The sequence below is a fragment of the Bdellovibrio sp. HAGR004 genome, from assembly GCF_055397015.1.
In genome coordinates this window covers 1,606,996-1,622,450 of sequence record NZ_AP029176.1, presented here as the reverse complement: position 1 = coordinate 1,622,450, position 15,455 = coordinate 1,606,996, and the positions used below count along the sequence as shown (strand labels likewise).

Below are 15,455 nucleotides of genomic sequence, written 5' to 3'. Positions count from 1 at the left end.
TACGCAGGGTTTACTTTTCTCCAAGCGTAGAACGTATGGGCTGCGATGCCATGCTTGCGGCAAAGATCTTGGGTTGATGCCCCGGCCTGGCCTTCGGCCAAAATCTTGGTGATCTGTTCTTCTGAAAATCTGGATTTGCGCATTTGCGCCCCCTTCATGCACGTCTTTTACGCGCTTTGTTGGGAGGAATCAAGTGCTCCAGTTTTTGGGGCCAAGGTCACAGTCAATAGTGTGAATTACGCAGGGGTTACAGTATTATTGCAACCTCAAAAAGAAATGATCGACATTTTATGAGTTATGCCGTAACCACTGCATAAAACGCGTCTAGGAACTGAAATCAATATCCAGCATGCTGCGATTCATGAAAACACAGCGTGCGAACCAACTAATAGAAGAAATCCAAGAGCTGACTCGGCAATATCATTCCGAAGTGAGCTCCGTCAGAAAACCTTGGCCGAAATCCATAAAGTCCAGAATCCAAGAATTATTTGCCCTGGATGTACCAGTTAAAGCAACAGCCCAACAAATCGACATCCCCTATGCAACTATTATGTCGTGGCGATTGAAGCCCAAGAAAAATATTAAATCTGACTTTCATGCATTAACAGTCCAACCAGGTCCAACTGTCACAGTTGGACCTTCATTAGAAGAAAAAACTAATCTGGGTCTAACTGTGACGGTTAGAACTCCAGAAGGATATATTTTAGAGATACCAGAATCTATTGCCGTAAAAACCATCCTTGAACTTCAGCGAGGTAAATCATGTTTTTAGACCGCAAGGGGCTTCGGGCATTTGTATATCGCGAAAGTATCGACATGCGGTGTGGTTTTGAAAGATTACATTCTTTATGTGTCCATCAAATGCAGGCGATTATGGATCAGGGACATGTGTATTTGTTCTTCGGGAAAAACCGTAAGCGCATCAAAGCTATTTTCTATGATGGGACAGGGCTGGTACTGATTTCAAAACGTATGGAAAAAGGGAACTTTATGTCTTTGGCCGAACTATTGGGGCGATCGGAGGTCAGTTTGTCAGAATTAAAGCTGATTTTCCACGGAAGTGTGATCAGAACACCTATTGTTGACCGCTCTATGGCAGCTTTAGCGCCACAAATCCCAGTGACGCAAAGGGAAGCTGTTGATCTTCCGCAAGGGTTTTTACAAACTCCCGGCTGATGGATGAAAGAACTCGAAAAATTATTGAAAGCGAAAAAGATCCCCGCATATTGCAGGCACTTCTGTCGCAAGCTCTCGAGTTCATTGCACAGCAAAAACTATTAGTTGCCAAACTTCAAGAGGAGCAAGCGCTTAGCCTGCAGTCTAAATTCAACCTAGATGAGCGTATAAAGCTGCTCCGTAGAAGTATTTTTGGTAAATCCACTGAAAAACGAGCTGAAGCCACAGATCGTCCTCGTGACAAAAGCCAAACCGAGGCTATGTTATTCAGCCAAGCGGCGTTCCCTGCTGAAGTGTCACGTGAAGAGCAAAAGAAAAATAAATGGTCAGGTTTACCTAGCTGCGAAGTTGCGCACCATCTTTCAGATGACGAACTTAATGAAGAAGCAAAACTTCGTGGTATCGACAATCCACATCCATCAATGTGGAAAAATACGGGTCTTTATGATGAATCTTTTCAAATACAAATCATTGAAAGATCCTATGTCAAAGAAATCCACAAGAAGTATAAATATAAACTGGATCCAAAGTTCATTCCAGACTCAGATAAAGAAGTTATTATCACTGCCAATGGCCCTTCGGGCCTATTGCCAGGAATGAACTATTCAACTGACTTTGTTATCAGTGTTGTGGCTGATAAATATATCAGCCACATGCCCTTAGAAAGACAGACCCGAGAAATGGAATCGCTGGGTTTAAAAGGGATCCAAAATAGTACTCTCTCAAGATTGTCTGGACTTGCAGCTGCTAGTCTTGAACCTGTACAAGCTGAAATTCTCAAAGAATTGAAATCAAGCGATCTTGCCTTACACCTGGATGAAACCCCTTGGAAAATCCAAGATAAGACTGAAAAAGATGGCTACATGTGGGTGGTAAGCAATCGTTACGGTAGTCATTATTGTTTTAAGCCCACCAGATCAGGACAAGTTGTTAAGGATTTTTTGAGTGGATACAGTGGACCTGTCGTTACTGATGGTTATGTTGGATACAACATACTAGCGAAATTAGAAATTCCCCAAGCATTCTGTTGGGCACATGCACGCAGAGAATTTATAAAAATTGAAGACCACGATCCAACAGTAAAACCAATCTTAGATGATATTGATCGATTATTTGAAATTGAAAGAGAGGCTTCCTCTTTTGAAGACCTTTTGCGGCTACGAAAAGAGAAAAGTCAGTTGATTACCGAGGGTCTTCATAAAAATCTCATAGGAGAGTACTCAAATTCACGCCCTGGCAGTCAGAAAAGAAAGGCTATAGAGTATCTCACAGAAAGGTGGGCCGGATTTATGTTGTTCTTAAATGATAACCGTATTCCTCTTTCAAACAATGAGGCCGAACGTACGATCCGTCATGCTGTAGTCGGAAGAAAGAATTATTACGGATCTGGAAATCACGCTGGCGCAGATACCGCCGCCACACTTTTCACTGTAATTGAATCTTGTAAAAAGAATGACCTTGATCCGCGAAGTTATTTGTCGATGGCTCTGCATTTAGTCGCTGCGGGAAAAGCTCCGCCCACGCCATTGGCACATGCTCGGGCTCTTCGTCAATAGCGCGTATTACGCAGGGTTCACGTTATGCCTCTAAAAAACTACAAAATTGCGGAATTTAGGTGAGTAGTTACTAGTTTTGATTAAAAATAAAAGCATCTCTTTTAAAAAAAAGCAACCTATGATTCGGCCTAATTAATAAATATCATTCACATTCATTTTTTAGAATTTGTAATTATATTTGCAACACGAAGAGCATTTGCAGCTATGGTGAGTGCTGGATTGGTGCCACTGCTTGTTGGAAAGAATGATGCATCTACGACATATAAATTTTCTAAATCGTGTGCTTTGTTGTTAGCATCCAAAACACTCGTGGTTGGATCATTCCCGAAACGGCAGGTTCCACATGAGTGACCAAGCATTTCATTTTTATGAGCGAATTTAATCAATTTTGGGTTTAGTGCTGAAAGTTTATTAAGTAATATTTTGCGAAAATTTGTTATCCGCTTTCGTTCCGAATTATGAATATTATAATTAATAACAAGTTGATCGCTTTCATCTATAAAAATTTTGTTGTTTAGATACGGCCAATCCTCAAGGGTGGCTGCAAAAATCATAGCACCTGAAAACATATTTTCAACAATAGGTAATGTAATAGATTTAGTCAGATTAAGAGTTTTTGATATAAACTTTTTCCCCTGAAGTCTGTTCTTTAAAGACAAATCCTCTAATATAGCATTTGAAGAAGGCGGTCGCCCAAACGTCTGAATATTTCCGTACTTGACACCTTCATGAATATAAAAATCATTCAATCCAATTTCTTTCTGCTTTCCAGAATTTCCTAATGCAGGATTTATTCTTAAAACATAGAGATCAATTAGATGCCTCATTAGATTTTTCCCAACTAGTTTAGATTTATTTGCAAGTCCTTCAGGATAATGAGGTGATTTTGACTTTAATAACAGTTTCGCTGAGTTTATAGCACCAGCTGCTAATATAAATCTATTAGCTCGAATCACATATCTTTTTCCCATATAATTTATTAGGGCTGAATAGACAGTCTTATCATCAGATTCAAGTTTGACAACTTCACAATCATGTAACAACTGCGCTTGATGTTTACTTAAGGCTGGCTCTATAAATACTTTCCATGCATTATTTTTACAATTCTTTGCGCACAAATAGCCCTGACAAGTTTCACATTCATCCACATTTTCATAACCCTTTGGTAAAATATAGGGATTGAGTCCATCTTTTTTTAACTGTAATACTATATTCTCAGCCGCATGACTAAGCTTAGGAGGAGATTGATAATTGAAAAATTGATTTTTTTTATAATAATCAACACTACCTTTCACTTTAAAAAAACCTTCACATTTTTCGTAATATGGCAAAAGATCATCATATTCAATTGGCCATTCATCAGGAGCGGAACTTTCACTGTTATCGCCATGAAACAATGAAGGTTTAAAATCCTCTGGAAAAAATCGTTCCAGAACCATACCATAAATACTTGTAGAGCCACCAACTCCCATTCCCAACATGGGAAATAGATGCTGCTTATGTCTTGATGAAATATCAAGAATGGATTCAAAGGAGCGCCCTGTTTTTCTACAGAGAACTTCTCTTTTTATTGCTGTCGTTGATTCGTTATAAAATGTTTCAGTAAAAGCTCCAGTAATTATTTTACCATCATTTGGTTCAAGTCGGGATCCTTTTTCGCAAAATAAAACACTTTGACCCTGTTGAGCTAAACTATATCCAATGGCCGCTCCACCCATACCTGTTCCAATAATAAGATTATCCCATACTTTTGATTTTATCTCGTCAAAATTAAAATTCATAATTATCCCTTTGGGTATTTTAATAATTGATTTCTATATGCAGCTATATTTTTTTGAAGTTTGTGATTTTTTATCTCCATCTATATAATCCACTAAGTTGCGATACAAACACCAAATATAAAATCCCCTTTTTTTCGTGTAACCAAAGGTCTGTGCATAATAAATTTCTGACTGATAAGCTCTTCTTGAAAAGATTTCGTGGTAAATCTGTTTTGGGTCGGATGTGCGAAAAATAATTTAGGATACCATCTTTGCAACCATTGTTGAGTAACTTCTTCAAAAAAGAATTTACCATCTTTTTTTAATACGCGATGAATTTCACTAAGTGCCTTTTGCCATTCTACAACATGATGAAGTGCCGCAAAATTCACAACCGCATCAAATGAATGGTCGTTAAATTCTAGTGCTAAAACGTCTCCCTCTATGATTTGCAATCGATCAGAAGAAATATCAGATAGATTTTTGTATGCCCTCTTAATTGACTGTGAATCTAAATCAATAGTCACGATTTTTTTAGGTTTAAAAATATCTAATATAATTCTTGTGCTATGTCCTTCACCGCAGCCGATTTCCAAAACATTCATGCCCTCTAGAGATCCACCTAGTTCATATAGAATTGGTGCCTCTATGTGCCTCAAGATCAATCTTCGAACTAAATTATTCATAACAATTTTTTCAAAACGATTCATTTTCATATTTTATAATCCTTTTCTGAGAATTATTGCAGGCTCATAGGCACAAGGGAAAAAGAATCCAAAAAAGGCAAAGAAAATCAATCTAGGACTTAATAAAATCTTTTTTTTTGATTCAGGTTTAAATGCTAAGTCTATCTCGTATCCAAGTGACTTATTAAATTCGTCAAGAAATCGGTAATTAACAAAAGGAATAAGAGTGTCCATATAGGATCGTTTGAATGATTTTATTAACGTAAAGCTGATGAGCTCCCTTCCTAATTTCTCTAAGGAAGTTGGGGTCATTAAGATACGATGAAATGGTTGATGTAGCTTCATAGAGTACTTAGCGATTTCATTAAATTCAATATCACTTGAATCAGCAGTTCCAAAATATAGAATACCATTTTGAAGTAATAAATTTGCACAATCACTCATAAACTTTCTGGGATTTTCAACATGCTCAATGACGTCATTTGCAATAATACAATCAAATTTTTCATTAAAAATTAATTTTGAAAACTTTTTAACATAGGGATCATATCCTGTGACTGAAGTATATCCCTTTTTCTTAAGGTATGAGACAAATATTCCATTACCACACCCCATATCAAGTATTCTATGATTCTGTTTTAATCCCGCTTTTTGGAGTCTTTTAAGCAAATTTGAAAATCGAAATGTAGCAAAGAAATCTAGGGTTTGATAACTGTTAACTGGGTAATCTTGATATATATCAGCAAAGTCTACCTGATTTAGGCTATGAACAGTTAAACAATTGGTACATTTCCAAAGTTTGAACTTATTTATTAAAAATCGAGTTGTATTTCCCGGCGCATATACATGGCTTAAATGATCTTGAGTATCATGAATAAAACCACAAACAACACAATTTTTTAATTCGATTTCTTTATCACTAACTGTCGCTATCTTACTTACACTACCCATAAAGTTCCCACCTCTAAATGTTATGAGGATAGGCAGTATAAAGCCCGAATTGTTAAACCCCAGCATCTAGTTCTCCTCGGTTAATGTTAAAATTGTGTGATTAGACTGGGTCTTTGGCAACTAATTTCACTGATTTTTAAAAATTGTGACATGTCTTTGATTTATTGAGGGTGTTTTTCAGGATTTTGAATACACGAATCCATTGCAGCTAAACTTTTTAGTCTGCTGATTGATTAAAATTGTCGAAGTTCATTTCGAAGTGCTGCTGAGCAAAGTCTTCTTCAAAATGATGCTGAACTTTTGGTGGCCCCCTGGCTGGATGCAGTGGTGGTGGCTTGGTTGCCAGGCCCATGTGTTCAAGGATTTTTCGAATCACTTTGGGATCTTCGATGGCTGCGATGATTTTCATTTTGCCGCCGCATTTGATGCAAGTCTCAACGTCGATGTTAAACACCCTTGCAAGTAACCGTGCCCAGGGAATGTTCTTCTTTTTTAGTTCCAGTTGCTTTGGATCGATGATGTCATGTTCTTGGCCGATTACTTTTAGTTCCGGTGGTTTTGGAACGATTTGTTTTCGGTGTTTGTAATGGGGACCCAGCACTCCATGATAACGAGTCAGATGAACTCTTGGCCTTGGAACCAGTGCCACAAGGCGCTCCATCAGTTCCATCGGTGTTAACTTCAGCGCCGTAGTTCCATCATCCCATGGTTTTTTGAATCGATAAATCACGTTGCCACAATCATCCGTTGATAAGCGCTCCTCACTCACAGCAGGACGCGCAATGTATCTGCAAATCTTTTCTAACTTATCCCGTTCATGGGCTTTAGTAGCAACCCCTGCATGCAGTGAAAACCCTGAGTTCTTCGCGACAAGGCCCTTTGTCGCCGAGTGATCAGTATCGGTCACGGACTTCAGCACGATCGCTTTTTTGCCTTTGCTTTTGCCTGTGGCAAATCTGTAGGTCACAGATCCTGCTTGTAGTTTAGAGAGTGTGTCTTCATCTGGAATCGGGATTTGGAATCCACCGTCGTTGTCATCTTTGATAATGATTTTTTGTCGTTCCAAGTATTTGGTAATTTTTTGAATAATTTTTGTAAGTACCTCTTCGATCTCTTTAATTGTCGGTGAACTTGCTACCCAGAAGTCGATGGGTTCGTTTTTATCACTCAGTTCATAGCAGCCATCGACAAACAGTTGATGGAAGTGGATGTTTAGGTTCAGACTTCCGCCGAATCGCTGGATCAGTGTGACTGCACCTGATTTGGAGTTCTTATTAATCAGGCCGCAGCATAGATTGACATTTGTTTAAAATTATCATTTTATTTAAAGAATGAAAAATGATTACAGAAAATTAGATCAAAAGTCTCAAGAAAAGATTCGAATTCAGGCCATAAAATTAATCCTGCCGGATTTCACCGGAACTGACCACCCAAATTTCACAGGTTTGACCACCCCGATTTCATGAGGTCTGACCAGGTCAATTGCATCATTTGACCACCCCCATTAACGCGGATCGTTGGGCTTTTTAAGAAGCTTCAGATACACCTTTGGACTTCCCAAAGGAGGTATCGGTGGCCAAAAAGAAGGGTCCCAAAATGATCGAGGATTTGGTACGGCGACGAGCCAATGGTGATGGGTTTCAGACCATCGCAATAGATTTAAGCATTGCCAGGAACACCGTCAAAAGCCGCCTTAAAGATGCCGGGGCATACGAGGTTGGTGATGCCCAGAGGCTATTGTTGGAGGGATTTAGCTCAACCACCGTGCAGATATTTTCTCCACACTGGAGTTCGCAGGTCGTATGGGAAGAGGCCCTTAAGGAAATTGAGGGTGGCACGCCGATTAAAGAGTTCTGGGAAAATAATTTAGGCGCCAACCCCGCAGCAGATCTTCGCAATGTTCCCTATGAGACATTTTGGCGGGAGTTCCGCCGCCGTCATCCCAACATCAACGTCCACTACCATAAAAATCATGAGCCGGGACTCCGTACGGAAATTGATTATAAGGGCGATACCCATGGTCTGGGGTATATCGACAAAGCAACCGGGGAATTCATAGCCTGCCGATTGTTTGGCCAGGTTCTCTGCAATAGTCGTTTATTTTTCCCTTATGCCACCATTAATGAAAAACAATCCTCTTGGCTTGCGGGCATCCGCGAGGGGTTCAAATACTTCGGTGGGGTTACTCAGGTATTGGTGGTGGATAACACCCGGTGTGCTGTGAATGCGGCGGACTGGTTTGATCCGGACATCAACCAAGAGTTTTACAACTTCTGTAACCACTATGGCACAACAGTGGTGGCTGCGCGGCCTAAACGACCAACCGACAAAAACCTTATTGAAGTTCACCTCGGGGTCTTCTGGCGGTGGGTCCGTCGTCGCCTGCGACAGCAACAGTTTTTTTCTATAGGAGAACTAAACCGCTATCTCTTGGAATGTGCCGATGAATTCAATGAACGCTACCAACGAAAATATGGTTCTTCGCGAAGGGAAAGATTTGAACAACAGGAAAAATCCACTCTAAAACCCTTACCTGTCAGGACCTATGAAGCTGGCGAGTGGAAGAAGGCCAAGCTTCACGAAGACTGTCACATACAGCACAAGTACAATTACTACTCAGCCCCTTACCAGCAGCGTGGCAAAGATCTCGATGTTCGCGTCACCTTGACTCATGTTGAAATATTTTATCAGCAAGAGCGTATCGCCATCCATCAGCGCCGACCGGACCACCAGCGAGGTAACTACTGTACCGACAAATCCCACTTACCAGAGAAATTCCAAGCCATGGAAGAGATGAGTGTTGCCCGCCAAATCAGAGATGCTGCCAGGATTGGCCCAAGCACTGGCAAGATTATCAACACACTTCTAACTGATGTGTCACACCCCCTGATGTTCCTTCGCCGTACGATGGGAATCTTGCGCCTTAAGGGCCGCTATGGTGCCGAAAAGCTGGAAAGGTCTTGTGAGATTCTCATAACACACGGACGAACTAAACCAACGGTCAAAGATGTCGAGCGAATGCTGAAAAGCCCCAATCTCGGCAATAAACCCAAAGCAGTGCCAATAGAAAGAAAACCAAATCCTCATCTGCGCGGGCAAATGAGTTTTACAACAGAAGGAGCTAATAACTATGAGTCAACCACTCAACATGACAGATCAATATCTGACGGAACTGTCTCTTAAGGGTATCCGTGAGACACTGAGTCTTCGGATTAAAGAGGCCCTTGATGCGGATCTTGATTATGAAGGATTTATGAACCTGATTCTTTTTGATGAAATCCAATATCGCAAAAATCTTCGTAGGCAGCGACTCCTAAAGGCTGCGGGATTCAGATCCCAAGCAAGTCTTGAGGGGATCAATTATTCGAAAGTCCGCAACTTCGATAAGAAGACTATCCAAGAGCTGGCCACCATGCGCTTTATTGACGACGGCATTAACGTCCTCATTTTTGGTGCCACAGGGGTCGGGAAAACGTACCTAGCAACGGCCATCGGTAATCATGTCTGCCGCAACAGCAGGTCCGTTGTGTTTTTGAAGATGAACTTGTTGTTAGAGAAAATTGCATTGGCTAGAGCCGAGGGAACTTATTTGAACTTCCTGAAAAGAATCCATTCCGCAGACTTGTTGATTGTTGATGATTTCGGAATTAAAGCGCTGACGGAACAACAGTTCCAGGATTTCTACGATGTCCTTGATGAACGGGAAAATGGCAAGTCCACAATCGTGACGACACAGCTTCCTTCAGAAAACTGGAACGAAGTAATTCAAGACCCTTTGGTTTGCGAAGCCATTTCGGACAGACTCACCGCACGAGCCTTTAAGATTCTAGTAAAGGGTCCCAGCAAAAGAGGCGATGCCGCTAAAGGATTGACAGATCATTCGGAACATGAAAATTAACCAGCGTCCCTACGGTCCGCCAACCACCTCAAGGGGTGGTCAAACTTCGTGAAATTCAGGTGGTCAAATCGGTGAAATCGAACAATCCGCAAGGGAGCATCACAAATTAGTGTTGCCATTTTTTTAGAAGTTAAGAAGCAAGTTGTTTCAAAATGGTGGCGCACTTATCAAAAGCAAGGCTTATCTGGTTTAAAAATGAAATCACGAGCTAATATTACTGATAAATCTAAGGTAAATGCCGATCAAGCTAAAGCTGTGAGAAAAATCATTTTAGATAAGACACCAGATCAGTTAAACTTTGGATTTATGCTTTGGACCCGAGAAGCCGTCAGACAAGTTTTAAAAAGAAACTACAATATCGAAATAGGATTATCAGCCGTTGGTCGTTTATTAAAGAAAATGGGATTAACCCCACAAAAGCCAATGAAAAAAGCTTATGAGCAATCAAGTGCCGCTGTTCGTAAGTGGTTAAAAGAAGAGTATCCAAAAATCCAGGAACGAGCAAAGGCCACTAGAAGCGAGATCCAGTGGGGCGATGAGATGGGAATCAGATCCGATGATCAAATAGGAAGGACTTATGGACGTCGTGGTCACACGCCTGTTGTCAAGGTCACGGGAAAACGATTTAGAACTAATATGATCTCATCAATTACCAATCGTGGAAAGCTCAGGTTTATGGTTTTTAAAGAACGATTTACGGCTTCAGTATTTATTGATTTTTTAAGACGATTAATTAAGGGGATAAAGAATAAGATTTTTTTAATTGTTGATGGACATCCAGTTCATAAAAGTAAAGCTGTAAAGACATGGATACAAGAAAATGGGAATAAAATTGAAATATTTTTGTTACCAGCATTGTTCTGTCCGAGCAGGGGTGACACAGTCTCGAGAGGAGAATTTAAGTCAAAGACTCTGTTGAAGATGTCATTGCCTGTTCCCAGTGTTTTCTTCTCAGTTCTTGAGCTTTATGTCTAGCTCTTTCTCTGCGCTTCAATAGTTCATACCGTCCTTGATGATGAACTGAATTTGGAGCAAAGCCTCCGTTCCCTTGGTTTGGTCGGTTGAAGTTATAATCGTTAATGGCTTTGCCGATAAGATCTCTTGCTTCCGTTTCATCAGCATACTGCTCTTGAAGATTTATTTCTTCGCGCTTCAATGTTCCAATCACTCTTTCAGTTCTGGCGTTGCCAGTGGGTCTACCGATGCCGCTTAGCCACAACTTCAATCCTTGGACCTCGATGTTAGTTTTTGTATAGGCTGCAATATTGGCACTGCCATGGTCTGCGACAACAAAGGGCTTGAGGTGACCACTCGGAAGTAAGTCAATTTTCTCGATGGCAACGGCTTCGGTGACGACAGTAACAACTTGGATCTGGGTGATCTGATGGTAAAGACCCCAAGATAAAATCTTTCTTGAATACCAGTCTAGAAGAACCAGACAAAACATAAATTTCCCCTTCACAGTTACCCAGGTCCAATCCATACCCCACAGTAAATTCTTCTGCCAGGGCTCGTGCAAAAGCATATCTGCTGGTGGTACTACTGGCCTTGGCTTTTCTGGTACAAAGGGGTGATTTAACCCGTGTGACTTCATGATCTCCGCTACTTTGGTTTTTCCGACGAAAGCCTTCGCGGTTTTTTCAAGATAATAAGCGATTCGTCGGCAATGCCAATCGGGGCGCCTCTTCGCGAGAGCAATCACTCGCTTTTCTTCAAGAGGTGTGATCTTATTTTTGCCACCGCCCCCGCCATGATTTTCTTTGGCGGGATCTTGTTTCCAACGGTAATAGGCTCTTGGATTTAGTTGCAGGTATTTGCAAACAGCAAGGAGCGACTCGCTCTTGCGAGCCTTATCGATAAACTCCACCAGAGCCTCGCGGTGCGCCTTGGTCAGGTGGCGATTGTAAAGGGGGCCCTCTAGTCCTAATAGCCGCTTTTTTTTAAGGCCTGCAACTCTATGGCTGTCTCTAGAAGGGCTTCCTTGAGGCGTTCGGTTTCGGCTTGAAGCTTTTCCACTACTGGATCTGCTTTTTGTTTTGGACCGCGCTTTAGGTCTTTGAGACCCGCAATACCGGCCTGTAGAAACTTTTGCTTCCATCGAGACATCTGCGCCGGTGCTATATTTTCTCGCCGACACACGACGCCTTGTCCGACTCGTTCTGCTTCCAAAACCAGTTCCGCCATTTTTTCTGGCGATCTTCTTGCGCGCTTTTTCTTTTCTTTGATCTGACTCATTGTGACTCCCTTTTATCATGGTTTGCTCTCCTTTGAGAACAGGGGTCACCTTCCAGATTTCAGCTATTTACGCTGAAATCGACACATTTTTTTGACTTAAATTGCCCTTTTGACTGTGTCGAACGAGCTCGGACAGCACAGTGGTAAATCCTTTTTTTAAAAATCTTTCCAGCCAATTTACTAACGAGAGACCAAATTGATGAGCAAACGATGCATCTTTGGAATCTCGATTTACTAAAGCTTGATTTACAGTTTCAAGTAAATAGCTTAGATCACCTGTATTTCTATAAATAAATCCAAACTTTTCGTCGTAACCAGTGAGGATTTGAATATGCCCCTGATATCGAGCAAAACTGTTGTTGAACGCCTCAGCAAACTCATTTCTAGGTTGTAACGGTTTTTTCATAAAATCACCATCTTGAAAGTGTAACACGATTTATATAAACATCCTGTTACAACAATTTGGATCAGCATACAAGAAAGTTAAAAAGCAATGAGGTTAGATTAATGAAATTTGCATTGGTAAATACTGAAAAGAAAGAAGCTGAAAAGGGATTAGTTGGAGTTTGCACTGGTTGCGGGCAACCAATGATCCCGGTATGTGGAATCAAAAGAATAAACCACTGGCGCCACAAAGTTGATTGCGAGTGTGATCATTGGTGGGAAAACGAAACGGAATGGCACAGATCCTGGAAAAATAACTTTCCAAAGGAAAATCAGGAAATTCGTCATAAAGATGATGCCTCCGGCGAGTGGCATATCGCAGATGTAAAAACAAAGCATGGCTATATTCTTGAATTTCAGCGTAAGCGCCCCATGACGCCTTTTTGCCGGACCTCTTAAAAGCACATAGTCTGAACTTCACAAGGAGGTTCAGTATGAGATCAATATCCAAACATTCCGACAAAGAGATATTCTGGCGGGACCAGGTACGATCATTCGCCAGGTTTCACGGATCGCAGGCGGCGTTCTGCAGACACCACGGGCTCTCAGTCAGTACATTCCAGTATTGGTACCGCAAGTTTCATCAAACAGATCGCGAAGTACAGATCATCGAGCCATCGCCATTTATTGAGGTTCAAGTTGAGTCCCCCCCTTCAAAGCACAATATGCCCGATGCAAAGTGGGTTGCAGAGCTGATCCTGCATCTTCAGGAGGGCTTGCGATGAAATCCCCGAAAGAGTTTAAAGGAGTCTTTCTTCACAGAGATCCCGTGGATATGAGGAAAGCCATCAACGGCCTCAGCGTTATAGTGCAAGAAGCTGGTATGGGGGATCTAATGGGGCCTTATCTATTTGTCTTTTGCGGTAAGCGCCGGGACGTGATGAAGGTTCTTTATTTTGACAGATCCGGATTCGCGCTTTGGCAAAAGCGATTGGAAAAGGACAAGTTTCCGTGGCCCAAGAAATCCTCTGTGGAAAACGTGCAGTTATCCACAGAACAATTTACTTGGCTACTTGAGGGCTACGATGTCTGGAAGATGAAGCCGCACGCGGAGTTAAAATTTGAAAAAGTTTGTTGAGAGCTTTAGCTGAATGCTTGATACTCGCAAAAGGCATGTCAAAGTCGGAAACACTTTCTACACCAGAACAAGAAATGGCTCTGCGAATTGCAGATCTGGAAAAGCTTTTAAAGCAAGAGCGTGAAAAGAATAAAAACTTTGAGAGTCAGGTCAGTTGGTTGACGGAGCAACTTAAAGCTTTAAAGCGCAATCAATTCGGAGCAAAGTCCGAGCGCTGGGAATCCCAAGAACAGTTAAAGTTTAATGAAGCCGAAGTGGAATCTCAAAGTCCTACCCCCGACAAAGAAGACTACACAGTTGAAGTGCGAGGGCATACCAAGAAGATTCGGGGGCATAGAAAGCCCCTGCCGGAGAATCTGCCCCGCGAGATTGTAAAAGTCGAACTTCCAGAGTCCGAACAAATCACGGAGCAAGGTGAAAGGCTCAAAGTCATTGGCTGGGAGATCTCTGAGAAACTTAGGTACGAGCCGGCCAGGATCAGCGTGCTTGAGTATCACCGGGCCAAATACGGTGTTGGCAGTGGTGATTACGAAAAGACCGCGCCGCCGGTTCCTTCAGTGATCCCAAAAGGCATTGCTACACCAGAGTTATTGGCCGCTATCGTTGTAGGTAAGTATAGCGACGGCTTGCCACTTTATCGTTTAGAAGAGATTTTCGCCCGTCAGGACGTGGAGTTGAGCCGTACAACAATGGCTAGATGGATGGTGCAAGTAGCTCAAGCCCTGATGCCAATCAGAAACGTCTTATCCGACCGGATGTTGAGTGCACACGCCATTTCCTGCGATGAGACGAGTGTTCAGGTGTTAAAAGAAAATGGCCGTTCTGTCGAGAGCAAATCGTGGATGATTGTGCGGGCAACTCCGTGTGAGAAAAGCAAGATCGTATTGTTTGATTACAGCCCTTCTCGTAGCGGCGAAGTGATGAAGAGCCTCTTTGCGGGCTACGAGGGGCGCCTATTGTGTGATGGTCTTGATGTGTACAACGGTCTTGAAAGTGAAACATTGGTTCGCTTCGGCTGCCATATGCACGCGCGCCGCCGGTTTGAACAAGCGGTCAAAGATGGTGCTAAATCCGGAAAAACCATGGCGGCTCAAGTGATGGACATCTACAAAAAGCTTTATGACTTCGAAGAAAAAATACGAGATCACGCACCCGAAGAAAAAGTCAAAGCGAGATTGAGAGATCAAAAACCTCTGCTTGAGGAAATTAAGCAAATCGCGGAATCCAATATCGCAAAGGTTCCAGACAAGAGCAAGCTGGGACAGGCTTTCAAGTACTACTTGAATGAGCATACGTATCTGACGAGGTACTTAGACGATGGGTTGATGGAGCCAGACAATGGGTTCGCTGAGCGCGCCATCCGCAAGTTTGCTATCGGCAGAAACAATTGGCTTTTTAGCGACACGCCCGATGGCGCGGAGGCCAGCAGTATTCTTTACAGTCTCGTGGTGACAGCAAAGCTCAATGGCGTCAATGCTTACAAGGCCCTCTGTAAAATCTTGACTGATGTTCCTCTGGCCAAAACCGTGGAAGATTATGAACGTCTCGCCGACGCCATCTTAACATCCGAGGCACCGGTTTAACAAAAAGGCGTCATGGGGCGCTTACATTTCAGCATTCATTTTTAAAACCAGAAGAGCGCCAGTCTCGAAATAACTTTTATAGTGATAA

At 42.0% G+C, this 15,455-nt stretch carries 17 protein-coding genes and 1 pseudogene; 10 read left to right on the top strand and 8 right to left on the bottom strand.

Translation table 11 applies throughout. The features are described from left to right. Window positions 1-17: 17 nt before the first annotated feature. Window positions 18-143: pseudogene (locus ACZ5ZV_RS08145) on the bottom strand (transposase); the annotation flags it as partial. Between the two features lie 218 nt (window positions 144-361). On the opposite strand from ACZ5ZV_RS08145, the gene ACZ5ZV_RS08140 reads away from it, so the two are divergent. From ACZ5ZV_RS08140 to tnpC (ACZ5ZV_RS08130), 3 genes are read left to right on the top strand one after another with little or no spacing between them, the layout of a single operon-like run. Next, complete coding sequence (locus tag ACZ5ZV_RS08140) at window positions 362-772, top strand: hypothetical protein (RefSeq protein WP_464118793.1); 411 nt, start codon at window positions 362-364, stop codon at window positions 770-772. After that, window positions 763-1,176 carry an IS66 family insertion sequence element accessory protein TnpB gene (tnpB, locus tag ACZ5ZV_RS08135; protein WP_464118794.1) on the top strand — a complete coding sequence of 138 codons (414 nt, stop codon included), beginning with the start codon at window positions 763-765 and terminating at the stop codon, window positions 1,174-1,176. Before ACZ5ZV_RS08140 ends, tnpB (ACZ5ZV_RS08135) begins: the two co-directional genes overlap by 10 nt. After that, entirely contained in the window at window positions 1,176-2,732 is a 1,557-nt protein-coding gene (gene tnpC, locus ACZ5ZV_RS08130; protein ID WP_464118795.1) for an IS66 family transposase, read from the top strand. Before tnpB (ACZ5ZV_RS08135) ends, tnpC (ACZ5ZV_RS08130) begins: the two co-directional genes overlap by 1 nt. A gap of 152 nt (window positions 2,733-2,884) precedes the next feature. Here tnpC (ACZ5ZV_RS08130) and ACZ5ZV_RS08125 read toward each other — a convergent pair whose 3' ends face one another. From ACZ5ZV_RS08125 to ACZ5ZV_RS08110, 4 genes are all read right to left on the bottom strand, one after another. Then, window positions 2,885-4,513, bottom strand: coding sequence for a GMC oxidoreductase (locus ACZ5ZV_RS08125; protein WP_464120903.1), 1,629 nt, complete (start codon window positions 4,511-4,513; stop codon window positions 2,885-2,887). A gap of 92 nt (window positions 4,514-4,605) precedes the next feature. Further along, on the bottom strand, window positions 4,606-5,208 hold the full coding sequence (locus ACZ5ZV_RS08120; RefSeq protein WP_464120902.1) for a class I SAM-dependent methyltransferase: 603 nt from the start codon (window positions 5,206-5,208) through the stop codon (window positions 4,606-4,608). A gap of 3 nt (window positions 5,209-5,211) precedes the next feature. After that, window positions 5,212-6,129: a class I SAM-dependent methyltransferase gene (locus ACZ5ZV_RS08115; RefSeq protein WP_464120900.1), complete on the bottom strand. Its 918-nt coding sequence runs from the start codon at window positions 6,127-6,129 to the stop codon at window positions 5,212-5,214. 217 nt (window positions 6,130-6,346) lie between these two features. Then, window positions 6,347-7,375, bottom strand: a complete 1,029-nt coding sequence (locus ACZ5ZV_RS08110; RefSeq protein ID WP_464121400.1) for a transposase — start codon at window positions 7,373-7,375, stop codon at window positions 6,347-6,349. Window positions 7,376-7,701: 326 nt separating this feature from the next. Here ACZ5ZV_RS08110 and istA point away from each other — a divergent pair, with 326 nt between their 5' ends. From istA to ACZ5ZV_RS08095, 3 genes are all read left to right on the top strand, one after another. Then, a complete protein-coding gene (gene istA, locus ACZ5ZV_RS08105) occupies window positions 7,702-9,312 on the top strand; it encodes an IS21 family transposase (protein WP_464119800.1) in 1,611 nt (536 codons plus the stop codon). Then, entirely contained in the window at window positions 9,260-10,027 is a 768-nt protein-coding gene (istB, locus tag ACZ5ZV_RS08100; RefSeq protein ID WP_464119802.1) for an IS21-like element helper ATPase IstB, read from the top strand. Before istA ends, istB begins: the two co-directional genes overlap by 53 nt. 84 nt (window positions 10,028-10,111) lie before the next feature. Next, window positions 10,112-11,002 carry an IS630 family transposase gene (locus ACZ5ZV_RS08095; RefSeq protein WP_464121399.1) on the top strand — a complete coding sequence of 297 codons (891 nt, stop codon included), beginning with the start codon at window positions 10,112-10,114 and terminating at the stop codon, window positions 11,000-11,002. On the opposite strand, the gene ACZ5ZV_RS08090 is transcribed toward ACZ5ZV_RS08095, so the two are convergent. The 3 genes from ACZ5ZV_RS08090 to ACZ5ZV_RS08080 all read right to left on the bottom strand — a co-directional run bounded on the left by ACZ5ZV_RS08090 (window position 10,926) and on the right by ACZ5ZV_RS08080 (window position 12,668). Then, window positions 10,926-11,894, bottom strand: coding sequence for a transposase (locus ACZ5ZV_RS08090; RefSeq protein WP_464117937.1), 969 nt, complete (start codon window positions 11,892-11,894; stop codon window positions 10,926-10,928). The two genes, ACZ5ZV_RS08095 and ACZ5ZV_RS08090, sit on opposite strands and share 77 nt — an antisense overlap. Before the next feature lie 56 nt (window positions 11,895-11,950). Further along, entirely contained in the window at window positions 11,951-12,262 is a 312-nt protein-coding gene (locus tag ACZ5ZV_RS08085; protein WP_464117936.1) for a helix-turn-helix domain-containing protein, read from the bottom strand. Window positions 12,263-12,329: 67 nt separating this feature from the next. Next, window positions 12,330-12,668, bottom strand: a complete 339-nt coding sequence (locus ACZ5ZV_RS08080; RefSeq protein WP_464120898.1) for a hypothetical protein — start codon at window positions 12,666-12,668, stop codon at window positions 12,330-12,332. Window positions 12,669-12,769: 101 nt separating this feature from the next. Between ACZ5ZV_RS08080 and ACZ5ZV_RS08075 the strand changes: the two genes are divergently transcribed. The 4 genes from ACZ5ZV_RS08075 to tnpC (ACZ5ZV_RS08060) are packed head-to-tail and all read left to right on the top strand — an operon-like array spanning window position 12,770 to window position 15,367. After that, window positions 12,770-13,105: a competence protein CoiA family protein gene (locus ACZ5ZV_RS08075; RefSeq protein ID WP_464120896.1), complete on the top strand. Its 336-nt coding sequence runs from the start codon at window positions 12,770-12,772 to the stop codon at window positions 13,103-13,105. 35 nt (window positions 13,106-13,140) lie between these two features. Next, window positions 13,141-13,431 carry an IS66 family insertion sequence element accessory protein TnpA gene (tnpA, locus tag ACZ5ZV_RS08070; protein ID WP_464118800.1) on the top strand — a complete coding sequence of 97 codons (291 nt, stop codon included), beginning with the start codon at window positions 13,141-13,143 and terminating at the stop codon, window positions 13,429-13,431. Beyond that, the gene (tnpB, locus tag ACZ5ZV_RS08065) at window positions 13,428-13,784 is read left to right on the top strand and encodes an IS66 family insertion sequence element accessory protein TnpB (RefSeq protein ID WP_464118799.1); all 357 of its coding nucleotides are present in this window, start codon (window positions 13,428-13,430) and stop codon (window positions 13,782-13,784) included. Before tnpA ends, tnpB (ACZ5ZV_RS08065) begins: the two co-directional genes overlap by 4 nt. Window positions 13,785-13,819: 35 nt before the next feature. Next, complete coding sequence (gene tnpC, locus ACZ5ZV_RS08060; RefSeq protein ID WP_464118798.1) at window positions 13,820-15,367, top strand: IS66 family transposase; 1,548 nt, start codon at window positions 13,820-13,822, stop codon at window positions 15,365-15,367. Window positions 15,368-15,455: the final 88 nt, after the last annotated feature.

Coding starts and splice junctions, on each gene's coding strand:
- ACZ5ZV_RS08140 (WP_464118793.1), top strand. CDS start 362: ATGAAAACACAGCGTGCGAACCAACTAATAGAAGAAATCCAAGAGCTG.
- tnpB (WP_464118794.1), top strand. CDS start 763: ATGTTTTTAGACCGCAAGGGGCTTCGGGCATTTGTATATCGCGAAAGT.
- tnpC (WP_464118795.1), top strand. CDS start 1,176: ATGGATGAAAGAACTCGAAAAATTATTGAAAGCGAAAAAGATCCCCGC.
- ACZ5ZV_RS08125 (WP_464120903.1), bottom strand. CDS start 4,513: ATGAATTTTAATTTTGACGAGATAAAATCAAAAGTATGGGATAATCTT.
- ACZ5ZV_RS08120 (WP_464120902.1), bottom strand. CDS start 5,208: ATGAAAATGAATCGTTTTGAAAAAATTGTTATGAATAATTTAGTTCGA.
- ACZ5ZV_RS08115 (WP_464120900.1), bottom strand. CDS start 6,129: ATGGGTAGTGTAAGTAAGATAGCGACAGTTAGTGATAAAGAAATCGAA.
- istB (WP_464119802.1), top strand. CDS start 9,260: ATGAGTCAACCACTCAACATGACAGATCAATATCTGACGGAACTGTCT.
- ACZ5ZV_RS08085 (WP_464117936.1), bottom strand. CDS start 12,262: ATGAGTCAGATCAAAGAAAAGAAAAAGCGCGCAAGAAGATCGCCAGAA.
- ACZ5ZV_RS08080 (WP_464120898.1), bottom strand. CDS start 12,668: ATGAAAAAACCGTTACAACCTAGAAATGAGTTTGCTGAGGCGTTCAAC.
- ACZ5ZV_RS08075 (WP_464120896.1), top strand. CDS start 12,770: ATGAAATTTGCATTGGTAAATACTGAAAAGAAAGAAGCTGAAAAGGGA.
- tnpA (WP_464118800.1), top strand. CDS start 13,141: ATGAGATCAATATCCAAACATTCCGACAAAGAGATATTCTGGCGGGAC.
- tnpB (WP_464118799.1), top strand. CDS start 13,428: ATGAAATCCCCGAAAGAGTTTAAAGGAGTCTTTCTTCACAGAGATCCC.
- tnpC (WP_464118798.1), top strand. CDS start 13,820: ATGTCAAAGTCGGAAACACTTTCTACACCAGAACAAGAAATGGCTCTG.